This window comes from Arthrobacter sp. TJ-238 (assembly GCF_058269215.1).
Window position 1 is genome coordinate 41,714 of the sequence record NZ_JBZCNH010000010.1, and the last position, 14,156, is coordinate 55,869.

A 14,156-nucleotide genomic window follows, 5' to 3' on the forward strand; every position below is an offset into this window, starting at 1 on the left:
GGTCACGCCAGCAGGAGCACCCCGAGCAGCGAGCCTCCCGCGAGCAGGACGGTCGAGAGCGCACCCACGACGGCGAAGCGCCGCCCGGTGCGCGCCAGGCGGCGGACGTCGATCCCGGCCCCGAGGCCGAACATCCCCGCGGCCAGCAGGACGGTGGTGAGTGTACGGCTGCCCTCGAGCACCGGATCGGGGAGGATCCCGAGCGAGCGGACGGCCACCATCGCCAGGAACCCCAGCACGAAGAGCGGCACCACGGGTGGACGGGAATCCTCCGGGCGAACCGGCTTCTCCGGGCCCTCCGGGCCGGCGTCCCGTGCTGCGGTCGGACGATGGACGTCGGCCGGGGCGGCAGCGCGACGTCGTTCCCCGAGGGACGCCACCGCGGCGACCGGCGCGAGCATCAGCACCCGACCGAGTTTGACCACGGTGGCGACGGCCAGCGCCGTCACCCCGGCGGTACCGGCCACGGCGACGACCTGCGCGACCTCGTGGACGGCCAGCCCGGCCCACAGCCCGAAACGGTCCTCGGGCAGCCTGAGCAGACCGCCGAGCACGGGCAGCACCACGATCATGAGCGAGCCGTAGAGCGTGACCATCGCGACGGCGCCGGCGGTCTCGTCGTCGTCGGCGTCCACGACGCCCTGGAGGCCGACGATGGCGGACGCGCCGCAGATGGAGAAGCCGGCAGCCATGAGCGTGGCACCGGCACGCGTGAGGCCCAGCCGCAGGCCGAGGTGGAGCGTTGCGATGTAGCTCAGCGTCACGCACGCGACGATCAGGCCGAGGACCGGGAGGCCGAGCTCCACGATGTCGGGCAGCGCGAGCTGAAGACCAAGCAGCACGACGCCGGCGCGCAGGAGCTTCCTGGTGCCCGTCGTCACGCCCGGCCGGAGTGCTGTGGTGTACCGGCCGGAATTACCGAGCAGGACCCCGAGGACGAGCGCGAGGACCAGGGAGCCGAAGAGGGACTGCACCGACCCCAGCCAGACGGCGACGGCGACGCCCACGGCGACCACCGCCAGCCCCGGCACCAGTGCACCGGCGCGTGCCCACAGCGCGGCGGCGCGCCCGGAGGGGGCAGGGTGCATGGTCGATGGCTTCCGGGCTCGGTGACGGAGGGTGCTTCCGATTATTGTTCCACGGGGCGACGCCGCCCCGGGTCCACCCGGGAGCAGTGGACCGCAGCCCGGCACGTCGTGCGGACGGGCCGCAGCCGGGCCAGGAACCAGGAACGACGGCACCTCGCCCCGGGGGGAGCGAGGTGCCGTGCGGGCCGTGCCGCTAGATCAGTGCGTCGGTCAGGGCGTTGGGCGTCCCGAAGCGGTGGGCGGTGATGCTGATGGCCTGCTCCTGCAGGAACGGCAGCAGCTCGATCCTCCCCGATTCCGTGACGGGCTGCGCGTACACCGCGAGGTCGGGCCGGCCGCCCGTCACGGCGGCGAGGGCAGAGGCCCCGCCGCCGACGAGCCGCACGCGACGCAGGGGCAGGGTCGCCGCACGGGCCAGCCAGGCGGCGTCGTCCTCGACGGTGACACCCTCGACGTTCTCCGTGAGGGCTGCACGCAGCCCGGTCGGGAGATCGACGGCGGAGGAGACGGCTACCGGCGCGCCGGTGGCCCCCGCGGCGAGCAGCACGCGGACGAGGTCGGCGACGGGAGCCCCTTCCGCCAGGCGCACGGTCACGGGGTGGGGGAGGTAGCGGAAGAGGTTCCGCTCGGCGGCGAGGGCCGAGACGTCCCGCACCTCGCCGAACTCGCTGTTCCATGCTGCAGCGTCCGAGGCGGCGGCGCGGGCGAGGCGGGCCACGTCGTCGTCGGGCAGGCCGGCGGACCGGGCGGCCGCCAGCAGGGGCGCGACGACGGGCAGGGCGCCGCCCTGGACCCGGGCCTCCCGCGGCGACCAGGTGCCGAGGCCCACGAGGTAGTTGGGTCCACCGGCCTTGGTGCCGGCGCCGACCGCCGACTTCTTCCAGCCGCCGAAGGGCTGGCGCTGCACGATCGCCCCGGTGATGCCGCGGTTGATGTAGAGGTTGCCCGCCTGCACCCCGTCGATCCAGGCGGCGATCTCGCGGCTGTCGAGCGAGTGGATGCCGGAGGTGAGGCCGTAGTCGATGTCGTTCTGCAGCGCGATGGCCTCCTCGAGGGTCGCGGCAGTCATTACACCGAGGATCGGTCCGAAGTACTCGGTGAGGTGGTAGGTGGATCCGCGCTTCACGCCAGCCCGGATACCCGGGCTCCACAGGCGCCCCGAGTCGTCGAGGCGCCGGGGCTCGAGGAGCCAGGACTCGCCCTCGCCGAGCGTCGTCAGGCCGTCCAGCAGCTTCCCGGTGGCAGGCTCGATCACCGGACCCATCTGCGTGGCCGGGTCCGTCGGGTATCCGACGGACAGCGAGGCGACGGCGTCGAGCAGCTGGTTGCGGAAGCGCTGCGACCTGGCCGCACTGCCCACGAGGATCACGAGGGAGGCGGCTGAGCACTTCTGGCCCGCGTGGCCGAAGGCCGACTGCGCCACGTCCCGCGCCGCGAGGTCGAGATCCGCGCTCGGGGTGACGATGATGGCGTTCTTGCCGGAGGTCTCGGCGAGCAGGGGGAGGTCGGTGCGGAAGGAGCGGAACAGCTCGGCCGTCTCGTAGCCGCCGGTCAGGATGACCCGGTCCACGCGGGGATCCGCGATGAGCTGGCGCCCGAGGTCCCCCTCCTCGACCTGCACCAGGCGCAGCACCTCGCGCGGCACGCCCGCGGCCCACAGCGCGTCGATCATGACGGACCCGGATCGGCGCGCCTGGGACGCGGGCTTGATGATGACGGCGGATCCGGCGGCGAGCGCGGCCAGTGTGGAGCCGGCGGGGATGGCGACCGGGAAGTTCCACGGCGGCGTCACGACGGTGAGCCGGACGGGGGAGAAGGCGGCCCCGTCGACGTCGTCGAGCTCGCGGGCGCGTTCGGCGTAGTAGTGGGCGAAATCGACGGCCTCGGAGATCTCGGGATCCGCCTGCTCGAGGGTCTTGCCGGTCTCGGCGGCCATGACCTCCATGAGCTCGGCCCGCCGGGCCTCGAGGGCGTCGCCCGCGCGGTGCAGGATCGCGGCGCGTTCCGCACCGCCGAGGGACCCCCAGGAGGCGGAGGCGCGGACGGCGCCGGCGATCGTGTCCTCGAGCTCCTCGGCGCGGGTGAGCGTGGTGTCGGCCACGAGGTCGTTGCCCAGCTCCGAGGTGGCCGCGCGGTCGAGGATCGCCCGCCCCCAGGTGCGGTTGACGGGCAGGGAGGGATCGGTGTCCGGGGTGTTCGTGAAGCCGGTGCCCGGGTGCGGCTCGGCGGGGACGGTGCGGTCCTGCCGGCGGTTCGGTCCGGGGACCGAGGTGTCCAGCTCCGCGAGTGAGGCGAGGAATCGGCCCTTCTCGCGGTCGAACAGCGCCTCGTTCTCGGAGAGCTCGAACACGGCGGACATGAAGTTGTCCTGGCTCGCCCCCTCCTCGAGGCGCCGGATCAGGTAGGCGATGGCGACGTCGAACTCGCTCGGGTGCACCACTGGCGTGTAGAGGAGGAGGGAGCCGACGTCGCGGCGGACCGCTTCCGCCTGGCCCTGCGCCATGCCGAGGAGCATCTCGAACTCGATGCCGTCACGGACGCCGCGCTCGCCGGCGAGCAGCCACGCGAAGGCGAGGTCGAACAGGTTGTGGCCGGCGACGCCGACGCGCACGTTGTCGACACGGCCGGGCTGCAGCGCGTAGTTGAGCACGCGCTTGTAGTGCGTGTCGGAGTCCTGCTTGGACCCCCAGGTGGCCAGCGGCCAGTCGTGGAGGGATGCCTCGACCTGCTCCATGGGCAGGTTGGCGCCCTTGACCACGCGGACCTTGATGCCGGCGCCCCCGGCGGCGCGGCGGGCCGCGGCCCACTCCTGCAGGCGGATCATGGCGGCGAGGGAGTCGGGCAGGTACGCCTGGAGGACGATGCCCGCCTCGAGGTGCCTGAACTCGGGCCGGTCCAGGATCTCCATGAAGACCGCGATCGTGAGGTCGAGGTCCTTGTACTCCTCCATGTCGAGGTTGATGAACTTCGGCTGCTCCGCGCGGGCGGCCAGAGCATACAGGGGAGCGAGCTTCTCGGCGACGTGCTGCACGGCCTCCTCGAAGGCCCAGGCGGGGTGCGGGGCCACGGTGGAGGACACCTTGATGGACACGTAGTCGACGTCGGGGCGCTCGAGCAGGCGGACGGTGCCCTGCAGGCGGCGTTCGGCCTCATGGTCCCCGAGGACCGCCTCGCCGAGGAGATTCACGTTGAGGCGGATCCCCTCGCGCCTGATCCTGCCGATGGAGCGGCCGAGGCGGGCGTCGGAGGCATCGATGATGAGGTGCCCCACCATCTCGCGCAGCACGCGGCGGGCGACGGGGATGACGACCTGCGGCAGGACGGGCGCGACGGCGGCGCCCACCGTGACGGCGGAGCGCATGTACCAGGGGAGGAACTTCGGCACCTTCGGCGCGATCGCGGCGAGGTTGCGGGCGGCAACGGACAGGTCCTCGGGGCGGATGACGCCGTCGACGAAGCCGACCGTGAAGGCGAGCCCGTCCGGGTCCTTGAGGACTCCGGCGAGCTGTTTCGCCGACGCATCGACCGGCACCTTCGCCGCCTCGGTGAGCCATCGGCGCACGAGGGCGACCGCTTCGTCCGGAAGGTGGGCCGGGATGTCGGTGGTGCCGCCGGGAGCGGCGGAGAACCGGCGGGTCACGCCGGGCTCCTCCGTACGGGCGGGCGACGCGTTCCGGGGTGCCGGAGCGGCGACGCCGTCGAGGCGCGGGATCTGGGTTGTCATGGCACAGGCTTTCGATCGGACGGCTTACGCCGGCGCAGCTATTTACTCCCCAGTATCGGGCCGCCGTACGATTAGGAGAAGCGATGATTACCGAACGGTACTCGTCGGTAGAACCGAATCATCACCGAAGCCGGAGGCACCGTGCTCGACCTGCGCAGGCTGCGGCTGCTCCGCGAACTGAAGATCCGCGGCACCCTCGCCGACGTCGCGGAGGCCCTCAGCTACAGCCCGTCCTCCGTCTCCCAGCAGCTCGCCCTGCTCGAGAAGGAGGTGGGCGTGGAACTGCTCCGCAAGGCGGGCCGTCGTGTGGTCCTCACGGCGCAGGCCGAGGTGCTCGTCGCGCACACCGCCGAACTGCTCGAGACCCTCGAGCGCGCCGAGTCGGACCTCGCGGCGTCGCTGACCACGGTGTCCGGGACGGTCCGGGTGGCGGTCTTCCAGTCGGCCGCGCTGGCGCTCATGCCCGGCGCCCTCACGGCCATGACCCGCGACTATCCCGACGTGCGCGTCGAGATGGTGCAGCGCGAGCCGGAGACGGCCCTGTACGAGACGTTCGCCCGCGACTTCGACCTCGTGATCGCCGAGCAGTACCCGGGCCACGCCGCCCCACGGCACGCGGAACTGGATCACGTGCCCCTGACGGAGGACGCGATCCGCCTCGCCGTCCCCCTCACGGGTCCGTATGCCGGCATCACCACGGTCGGCGAGGCCGCGACCGCCGCCTGGGTCATGGAACCGAGGGGGGCGGCATCGCGCCACTGGGCGGAGCAGGCGTGCCGGCGCGCGGGATTCGAGCCCGACGTCCGCTACGAGACGGCCGACCTCCAGGCGCAGATCCGGCTCATCGAATCGGGCAACGCCGTCGCCCTCATGCCCGACCTCGTGTGGACCGGCCGGAGCGTCCCCGTGCGGCTCCTGGACCTCGGGGAGAGCCCGCGCCGCTCCATCTTCACCTCGGCGCGCCGCGCCGGTGCACGGCGGCCCGCCGTGCTGGCCGTCCGCGAGGTCCTCGGGCGTGCGGCCGCCGACGTCCGGCGCCCCCCGTCCCCGTAGCCGGCCGCCACGAGGCGCACGAGACGCACGGTGCGCAATAAACGGGTGCCGTACCCGGTTGATCCTCATGACGTGGCTTTTCGCGTCGTCCTCGCCCACTCCTAAGGTTGAACCATGTCCATCCAGTCCCCGCGGGCCGACGCCGCAGCCGTGCCGGCCACGATCGAGCGGGTCGCCGAGACCATCCTGCCCACGCGGCACGGGACCTTCCGCCTCGTCGGCTACCGCGACGGTGCGGGTACCGAGCACGTCGCGCTCGTGCTGGGGGTCGACGACACGGCAGGTTCGCCCGGCGCCGCTCCGCTGGTCCGCGTCCACAGCGAGTGCCTCACCGGTGATGCCTTCGGGTCCTGGCGCTGCGACTGCGGGGAGCAGCTCGACGCCGCGCTCGCCGCCATCTCCGCCGAGGGACGCGGCGTCGTGGTCTACGTCCGGGGGCACGAGGGCCGCGGCATCGGCCTGCTCGCGAAGCTCAAGGCCTATGCGCTGCAGGACGAGGGTGTCGACACGGTGGACGCGAACACCGCCCTCGGCCTGCCCGTGGACGACCGGCGGTACGACCAGGCGGCCGAGATCCTGCAGGACCTCGGCATCGGCGCCGTCCGCCTGCTCTCCGGCAACCCGGCGAAGGAGGAGGCCCTCGAGGAGCTCGGTATCGCCGTCGTCGAGCGCCGCAACCTGCCCGTTCCCGACCGCGCGGAGAACGCCGACTACCTCGCGACCAAGCGGGCCCGCATGCGGCACGACGCCGCACCGGCCGCGGATGCGTGGGAATCCCTGCTCGACGGCGTGGTGCCGGCGGCACCCGCCCCGGGGGAGGCGGAGGAACTGACCCACCGCTACGGCTACCTCGCGCAGCCAGGCGGCCAGGTGGTCGGGCAGCTGCGCCAGAGCCTGGACGGCTTCATCGCGTCACGGTCCGGCGATGCCGGCCTCCACGAGGACCGCGGCGACCACGGGCACCTCCAGCGGCTGCGCGCACTCGTTGACGCCGTCGTCGTGGGCGCGTCCACCGTCCTGGCCGAGGACTGCTCCCTCGCCGTCGAGGACGTGCCCGGCCGCAGTCCCGTCCGCGTGGTGCTGGACGCGGCCGCGAAGGTGGGTGCGGACGCCCGAGTCCTCGCCGACGACGGCGTACCGACGCTCTGGATCGTCTCCCGCGACGCCATGGTGCCCGACGGGCTGCCTGCATCCGTCGAGGTGGTCCGGCTGCCTGCGGAGGACTTCGCGCCGCGCCGCGTCCTGGACGTCCTGCACGCGCGGGGGATGGGCAGGGTGCTCGTCGAAGGGGGCGGCAACACCGTCTCGCGTTTCCTCGAGGCCGGCGCACTCGACCGGCTCTACCTCACGACGGCGCCGGTGCTCGTGGGCGACGGCGTCCCCGGGATCCGCTTCTCGGGCTCCGACGTCCTCGCCGAGGCGCGGACCGCGCCCGTGCGCCGCTTCGTGTTCGGCCAGGACATCTGCACGGAGTTCAACTTCGCCGCGACGCGCTAGGCGTCGGCAGCGTCGGCAGCGTCGGCAGCGGCGGCCCGGGCGGCCGTGACGCAGGAATCCCACTGCCCGGGCGCTTCGGCGCCGGACAGTGGGATGCGGACGTGGTGCAGGCGAGGGGTCAGGAGTCCTCGGTGAGCCTCTTGCTCTTGCCCTGCAGGCGGTCGATGTGCTCCGATGCCTCGGCCTTGTTGATGTCCGCCGGGATCTCCTCGCCGGCCTCGCGTGCGAGGGTGTCGAGGTAACTGCGCTGTGCGGCGGTCATGGGCTCGTCGCCGGTGACCCAGTCCGAAGGATCCCGCTCGAAACCGCCCTCGGGCTCGGAGTTCGGGCTTCCCAGTGTGTCTGCCATGTGTGTTCCCCTTCGTCGTGGCCAGCTGAAGTCATCAGTGTACTTACTGTCACCGACAGCTTCGCGGGCGGGGGTGCGCCGCCTCCGCAGGTGCCGCTCGGAGTGCGCCGCCAGGAGCAGCCTCCCGCCCGCGTAGCGCACGCCGCCCCGGGCGCGGCCGGCGACGGCGAGCCAGCTGCACACCGACCGTTCGAGGACCCACGCCGGGGCCCACAGCGCCGCGGCGGGTCCGAAGACGAGCCGCCCGGCCGACCCCCGGGCCAGGAGGATCGCGGGGAGCAGGCCCAGCTCGAGGGCGAGCCGCCCGGGCTGGGCGAGGCTGTCGTAGGCCTGCCGCACGCGCTGCCGGAGGAAGTGCCGCGACGAGCAGGGGAGGCGCGCCACGAACAGGTCATCGGCGCGGACCTCGACGCCGCCGACGGCGCGCACGGTGCGGATGAGTTCGAGGTTCTCGAACAGGGCGTCGGCGCAGTAGCCGCCGTCCTCGAGGAGCGTGCTCCGGCGTAGGCCCAGGGTTCCGGGGTAGTCCGAGGCGAAGGCCCGGTTGAGGAGCGTCCGGCCGGTGTCCCAGCGGGCGTGCCACGGAGCGTGCGCGAAGTAGTTCTGGGGGCGCACGAGGTCGGCGTCCTCGAGGAGCTCCAGCACGCGGCCCAGGTCGGAGCGCCCGTACCGGACGTCGTCGTCGGCGATCACCACGCACTCGTGCCGCGCCGCGGCCAGGCCGGTCAGGACGCCGTGCACCTTCCCGTTGCCGCCGCGGCGGACCAGCCCGGGGTCGGGCCGGAGGTGGCCGATCCGCGTCAACTCCGTGGCTCCCGGGCCCATCTGGACGCCCCTCATCCCCGCCACCATGCCGGAGGAGCAGGTCGAGTCCTTCGGCCAGCAGGTGCCGCTGCAGCGCGCCGGCCAGCCCGCCGAACTCGCCCCGGTGTACGTGCTGCTCGCCTGCGACGAGGCGAGCTACGTCTCGGGTGCCCGCATCGCCGTCACCGGCGGGCAGCCGATCCTCTGACGCCCGACTTCACTGCGGCCGGCGGTGCGTTTGTCCGCCGCAGCGAGGGCGGACCCTATCCAGCAGCTCTTCCACGAATTTCCGACAGCTGGCATCCGTGGACGCTTGCTGCCCCGTGAGCTAACGCGACTGAGCGGCCGGCGTTGCCGGTCTGCGTAGCCCTGGTCCTCGTCCCCGAGTGACCTCCCCTCTGCGGAGCGGGTCAGGAATGGGTTGACCAAGTAGCCCCGATCCCAACGCCGGTAGGTCCCACTCGTGTGGTTCGGATGCGGTCTTCCTAGTGTCAAAGGCAGGTTTTTCGCTGCTTCTGCTGGGGAATAGGACGGCACCACCGTGGGGTCTCAAGCGCACACTTCCACTGCAGGGGTCAGCCACAACGGCCAGAAGCAGCACTGGTCCGTGTTGCGGCGTGTCGGCGTCTGTTCCTGGCTCGCCCTCCTGGTCGTCCTTCTGCTTGTGGCGGCCGTTGGATTGGTGAATTCGCCCCCATCCTCCGGCCCTGCCGGTTCACACCTCCACGGGGGCCTCCCGGCTGCTCAGGAGGACTCCTCGAATCCAACAGGTCCGCACCACACCACGGTGCTGCCCGCCGCTTTGGTGGAGCCCGCCCCCACCCCTCTGCCGCGGACGGGGTGGACGGCGTCGGCCAGTGACGAGCAGACCGCGGGTGCGGACGGCCGTGCCGGCAACGTGCTGGACGGGAATACCGCGACGATCTGGCACAGCAGGTACTCACCTGTGCCGGCGGCTGCGTTGCCGCACTCCATCACCATCGACACGAAAGCGGCGCGCGGCATCGGTGGCCTCAGCTACCTTCCGCGTCCAACCGGTGTGAACGGGCGGATCGGAAAGTTCGACATCCGGGTGAGCCTCGACGGCGTCACCTGGAGCCAGCCGGTCGCGACCGGTACGTGGGCGGACACCAACACGCAGAAGACGGCGACCTTCGCCGCCGTCAGCGCCCGGTACGTCCGGTTGACCGCGACCTCCGAGGCAGGCAATCGCGGCCCCTGGAGCAGCGCCGCAGAGATCAATCTCTTCGGGGGTGAACCGGCCCCGGCGACCGGGGTGTTGCCGCGGACGGGGTGGACGGCGTCGGCCAGTGACGAGCAGACCGCGGGTGCGGACGGCCGTGCCGGCAACGTGCTGGACGGGAATACCGCGACGATCTGGCACAGCAGGTACTCACCTGTGCCGGCGGCTGCGTTGCCGCACTCCATCACCATCGACACGAAAGCGGCGCGCGGCATCGGTGGCCTCAGCTACCTTCCGCGTCCAACCGGTGTGAACGGGCGGATCGGAAAGTTCGACATCCGGGTGAGCCTCGACGGCGTCACCTGGAGCCAGCCGGTCGCGACCGGTACGTGGGCGGACACCAACACGCAGAAGACGGCGACCTTCGCCGCCGTCAGCGCCCGGTACGTCCGGTTGACCGCGACCTCCGAGGCAGGCAATCGCGGCCCCTGGAGCAGCGCCGCAGAGATCAATCTCCTCGGCCCGTCGACGGGATCGTCGGCGGGGTCGGTGGGTTCTTGGGGTCCGACCATCAGCTTCCCCATCGTGCCTGCCGCCGCGGCGCTCCTGCCCGGCAACAAGTTGCTCACCTGGTCCGCCTACTCGGCAACGACCTTCGGGGGCAGCAGGGGCTACACCCAGACGTCCATCCTCGACCTCGCCACGGGCAAGGTGACTCAAACCCAGGTCGCCAACACCGGTCATGACATGTTCTGCCCCGGAACCTCGATGCTGCCCGACGGGAGGATCCTTATCAGCGGCGGCAGCAACAGCGCGAAAACCACCCTGTACGACCCCGCGACCAACGCCTGGACGCCCGGCCCGGACATGAAGATCGCCCGCGGTTACCAGAGCAACGTGACCACGTCCACCGGCGAGGTGTTCACCATCGGCGGATCTTGGTCCGGCGGGTCCGCCCCGAAGCATGGGGAGGTATGGTCCGCAGCCGGTGGCTGGCGAACGCTACCGAACGTAGGGGTGAACAGCATCCTGACCAACGATCCCCGTGGTCCGTATCGTTCCGACAACCACGCGTGGCTGTTCGCGGCCCCGGGCGGCCGGATCTTTCATGCCGGGCCGAGTCGCCAGATGAACTGGATCTCCACCACCGGCCATGGCAGCGTCACCTCCGCCGGTCTGCGGTCCGACAGCGCGGACGCGATGAACGGTAACGCCGTCATGTACGACATCGGCAAGATCCTGACGGTGGGCGGTGCGACCGCCTACGAGAGAGCCGCTGCCACGGCCAGTGCGTACACCATCGACATCAATAATGGAGTCGCTGTGGCCCGGACCGCGGATATGGCCGTGACCCGAGCCTTCGCGAACGGGGTCGCACTCCCCGACGGCCAGGTGTTCGTCGTCGGAGGCCAGCCCACCCCCGTCCCGTTCACCGACACGGATGCCCGGATGGCTCCGGAGATCTGGAACCCCGCAACCGGTCGGTGGACCGTGCTCGCCCCGATGGCCGTTCCGCGGACGTATCACAGTGTCGCGCTGCTGCTGCCGGACGGCAGGATCTTCGTGGGCGGTGGAGGGTTGTGCACCAACTGCACGACGACGAACCATCTCGACGGAGAAATCTTCACCCCTCCCTACCTCCTGAACGCCGATGGCAGCGAGCGTGTGCGGCCGAAAATCGTCACGGCTCCGACCACAGCTGCGGTCGGAAGCACCGTCGCTGTCACCACCGGTTCACCTGTCACCAAGTTCTCCCTGATGCGGATGAGCACCGTGACCCATACCGTGAACACTGATCAGCGCCGCATCCCGCTGACCGCGACATCGGTGGCAGGCAACACGGCGACGCTGAAGCTGCCTGTAGACCCGGGGATCCTCGTGCCGGGCAACTACATGCTCTTCGCGATGGATGGTAACGGGGTGCCCAGCGTCGCGTCGACCATTTCAATCAAGTGACGGAACGACGCCGATGGTCGTCAGGCTTTGCCGAGACATCCTCCGGGAGATACCGTCAGCCCGCGAACATCGGCAGGGCGGCGCCGGCGACCCCGGGTTCGACGGCGAAGAGCGCGCCGGCCTGCGGCTCCGACCCCTCGGGGATGTTCTCCTGCGTGGTCGTGATGAAGAGCGTGCCGAGGTCGGGACCGCCGAACGCGCAGGCCGTCACGTTCGTCACCGGGAGCGGGATGTGCTCCGAGAGCCTGCCCGACGCGTCGAAGCGCGCCACGGCGCCGCCCCCGTACAGCGCCGCCCAGATGCCGCCCTCCGCGTCGATGGCCAGCCCGTCGGGCATGCCGAGGGCCTGCTCGACGACGGCGAACGTCCGGCGGTCCGTGAATCGGCCGGCGGCGACGTCGTAGCCCAGGGCGTCGATACGGCCCGTCGGCGTGTCGGCGAAGAACGCCGTGTCGCCTGCGGGGGAGAAGTGCAGGCCGTTGGAGACGGTGATGCCGGTCAGCAGCGTGGAGACGCCGTGGTCCTCGCCCAGGGCGTACAGGGTCCCGGCCCCGAAGCCTCCCTCCCAGCCCATCGACCCGCACAGGAAGCGCCCGGCGGTGTCGCAGCCGCCGTCGTTCATGCGCACGCTGCCGTCGCTGAAGGCCTCCGGGCCCTGCTCGAGGAGCGAGAAGGAGTCGTCGGCGAACACGAAGCCGCGCTCCACACCGACCACGTATCCGCCGGAGGCGCGGCCCCGGATCACGCCGGCGAGCCGCGGGTGGACGTCGTGCCGGTCGAAGGAGCCGTCGTCGTGGCGCACCAGGACGTCACCCTCCATCATGTCGACCAGCAGGAGCTCACCGCGGCGCGGGTCCCAGTAGGGGCCCTCGCCATGGAAGGTGCAGACGTCGGAGATTTGCTCGGCTTTCACGGTGCCTCCTGGCAGTCGGGGTCGGGGTAGGAATCGGGGTCGTACGGGGGGGCGAAGCGGTTGCGTCACCCGCCCGTGGGTGCGGGGGTGGCTTCGGAGAGGCCCACGCAGGCGCGGGTCTGCTCCACGCGCGAGACGGCGTTGCCCAGTTCCACCAGGACGGTGCTCGAGGCGACCTCGTCCGGATCGAAGAGGACCTCGACGGCGGGATCGCGGCCGTAGGTTGTGGCGGTCCAGGCGGGGTCGCCCTCGCGGACGACCCAGTCCACGTCGTTGACGGTGACGCACGGATCAGTGGTGGGTCCGGGCACGTCCACGCCGCAGCGCAGCACCACCTTCGAGGGATCACCCCAGGCGGACGTGGCCTGGCTGTTCGTGTCGCGCTGTTCGTTCTCGGCGACCGACGGCGGCAGGGCGATCATCACGTCGGCGCAGCGCGCGTTCGCCGCGTCCTGCGCAGGATCGACGTCGACGACGGACCCGCAGCCGGCGAGTCCGATCAGGAGCCCGACGAGCACCAGGGGGGTCGTGGACCGGGGGAGGGCAGGCATGCTCCCACCCTAGTAGGCGAGGGCAGCGGCGGTGCGACACGGGGCGGCCGCCACCCGCGATGAGCCGGACCCGGTGGAAGGCCGACCGTACACTGCAGGAGCCGCAGTCGCATCCCGCGCTGCAGGTTGCCCCACGCGCACCCGGCGATGCCTCAGGCCTGCCGTCCGGTGCGAGAGCCCGAGCCGAGGACGAATGACCGCGCCACACCGCCGCACCCCGACCACCAGTACCAGTACCAGGATCCTCTCCCGGGCGGCCGCCACCCTCCTTGCAGGAGCGGTCCTTGCCGCGCCGCTGCCCGCGCTCGCCGTCGAGGGGACCGGCGCGGAGTCCGTCCCCGCCCCGGCCATGGTCGGCGGGCAGGTGCCGGTGGTCCAGCCGCAGCCCGGAGCCACCTTCGCCGAACCCGCCCCGGGCATCACCGATCCCACCGCGACCGACGGCACCGACCCCGCGACGGGTTTCGCGATCAACGCACGCACCCGCTTCCTGGTGCACCCCGGCACGGGCTACCTGATCGAGCCGGGCACCGGCAACCTCCTGTTCGCGGACACCCTCATCTACACTAACCTGCGGTACGACGCCGTCTCCGGCGACGTCGTCGAGATCGCCGGAGAGGCGCCCGCCCCCGGTGCCGGAGGCCCGACGCCGACGCCGACGCCGACCCCGACGCCGACCCCGACGCCCTCGGCCACCGCGGTACCGACCGCATCGGTGACGGCTCCTGCGACCGCGCCCGCTCCGCAACCCGGCGCCACCGTTCCGGCGGAGGTGCCCGTCGCCGCGCCGGTCGTGCCGTCGGCCTCCCCGAGCGCCACCTCCACGCCGCGTCCGAGCCGCTCCGCGACCCCGTCGGCCACGAGCAGCCCCGTCGCCGCCGAGGAGGAGCGCACGTCCTCGCTCGCCCCGGTCGCCTGGATCGGAGGTGGGATACTGGCGGCGGCGATCGTCGCCGTCGCCGTCGTCGCCGCACGACGACGGGGCAGCCACCAGTCCTGATGTCGCGCGGCAGCGCCCGGACGGCGGGATGCCCGGAG

9 protein-coding genes and 1 pseudogene are annotated in these 14,156 nt (G+C 71.9%); 5 read left to right on the forward strand and 5 right to left on the reverse strand.

The window, feature by feature from the left end:
* Positions 1 to 2 precede the first annotated feature (2 nt).
* Together AC4D2O_RS17700 and AC4D2O_RS17705 are read right to left on the reverse strand one after the other, a co-directional pair.
* Positions 3 to 1,088 (reverse strand): YeiH family protein, encoded by a 1,086-nt coding sequence (locus AC4D2O_RS17700; protein ID WP_490908682.1) that lies wholly within the window; start codon positions 1,086 to 1,088, stop codon positions 3 to 5.
* A 193-nt stretch (positions 1,089 to 1,281) separates the two neighbouring features.
* Positions 1,282 to 4,812 (reverse strand): proline dehydrogenase family protein, encoded by a 3,531-nt coding sequence (locus tag AC4D2O_RS17705; protein ID WP_490908683.1) that lies wholly within the window; start codon positions 4,810 to 4,812, stop codon positions 1,282 to 1,284.
* A 141-nt stretch (positions 4,813 to 4,953) separates the two neighbouring features.
* Between AC4D2O_RS17705 and AC4D2O_RS17710 the strand changes: the two genes are divergently transcribed.
* Positions 4,954 to 5,865 carry a LysR substrate-binding domain-containing protein gene (locus AC4D2O_RS17710; RefSeq protein WP_490908684.1) on the forward strand — a complete coding sequence of 304 codons (912 nt, stop codon included), beginning with the start codon at positions 4,954 to 4,956 and terminating at the stop codon, positions 5,863 to 5,865.
* 114 nt (positions 5,866 to 5,979) lie between these two features.
* Positions 5,980 to 7,362, forward strand: a complete 1,383-nt coding sequence (ribA, locus tag AC4D2O_RS17715) for a GTP cyclohydrolase II (RefSeq protein ID WP_490908685.1) — start codon at positions 5,980 to 5,982, stop codon at positions 7,360 to 7,362.
* A gap of 118 nt (positions 7,363 to 7,480) precedes the next feature.
* Here the strand turns inward: ribA and AC4D2O_RS17720 are convergent, their stop codons facing one another.
* Positions 7,481 to 8,563, reverse strand: coding sequence for a DUF3072 domain-containing protein (locus AC4D2O_RS17720; RefSeq protein WP_490908686.1), 1,083 nt, complete (start codon positions 8,561 to 8,563; stop codon positions 7,481 to 7,483).
* Here AC4D2O_RS17720 and AC4D2O_RS17725 point away from each other — a divergent pair.
* Both AC4D2O_RS17725 and AC4D2O_RS17730 read left to right on the forward strand, forming a co-directional pair.
* A pseudogene (locus AC4D2O_RS17725) lies at positions 8,505 to 8,723 on the forward strand (SDR family oxidoreductase); the annotation flags it as partial. The gene AC4D2O_RS17720 and the pseudogene AC4D2O_RS17725 overlap by 59 nt on opposite strands.
* A 474-nt stretch (positions 8,724 to 9,197) precedes the next feature.
* On the forward strand, positions 9,198 to 11,654 hold the full coding sequence (locus AC4D2O_RS17730; RefSeq protein ID WP_490908688.1) for a galactose oxidase family protein: 2,457 nt from the start codon (positions 9,198 to 9,200) through the stop codon (positions 11,652 to 11,654).
* Positions 11,655 to 11,709: 55 nt separating this feature from the next.
* Here AC4D2O_RS17730 and AC4D2O_RS17735 read toward each other — a convergent pair whose 3' ends face one another.
* The gene (locus tag AC4D2O_RS17735; protein ID WP_490908689.1) at positions 11,710 to 12,567 is read right to left on the reverse strand and encodes an SMP-30/gluconolactonase/LRE family protein; all 858 of its coding nucleotides are present in this window, start codon (positions 12,565 to 12,567) and stop codon (positions 11,710 to 11,712) included.
* A 65-nt stretch (positions 12,568 to 12,632) separates the two neighbouring features.
* Positions 12,633 to 13,118 (reverse strand): DUF3515 domain-containing protein, encoded by a 486-nt coding sequence (locus tag AC4D2O_RS17740; protein WP_490908690.1) that lies wholly within the window; start codon positions 13,116 to 13,118, stop codon positions 12,633 to 12,635.
* Positions 13,119 to 13,311: 193 nt separating this feature from the next.
* On the opposite strand from AC4D2O_RS17740, the gene AC4D2O_RS17745 reads away from it, so the two are divergent.
* Positions 13,312 to 14,118, forward strand: a complete 807-nt coding sequence (locus AC4D2O_RS17745; protein WP_490908691.1) for a hypothetical protein — start codon at positions 13,312 to 13,314, stop codon at positions 14,116 to 14,118.
* Positions 14,119 to 14,156 lie beyond the last annotated feature (38 nt).

Coding starts and splice junctions, on each gene's coding strand:
- AC4D2O_RS17700 (WP_490908682.1), bottom strand. CDS start 1,088: ATGCACCCTGCCCCCTCCGGGCGCGCCGCCGCGCTGTGGGCACGCGCC.
- AC4D2O_RS17705 (WP_490908683.1), bottom strand. CDS start 4,812: ATGACAACCCAGATCCCGCGCCTCGACGGCGTCGCCGCTCCGGCACCC.
- ribA (WP_490908685.1), top strand. CDS start 5,980: ATGTCCATCCAGTCCCCGCGGGCCGACGCCGCAGCCGTGCCGGCCACG.
- AC4D2O_RS17720 (WP_490908686.1), bottom strand. CDS start 8,563: ATGGTGGCGGGGATGAGGGGCGTCCAGATGGGCCCGGGAGCCACGGAG.
- AC4D2O_RS17740 (WP_490908690.1), bottom strand. CDS start 13,118: ATGCCTGCCCTCCCCCGGTCCACGACCCCCCTGGTGCTCGTCGGGCTC.
- AC4D2O_RS17745 (WP_490908691.1), top strand. CDS start 13,312: ATGACCGCGCCACACCGCCGCACCCCGACCACCAGTACCAGTACCAGG.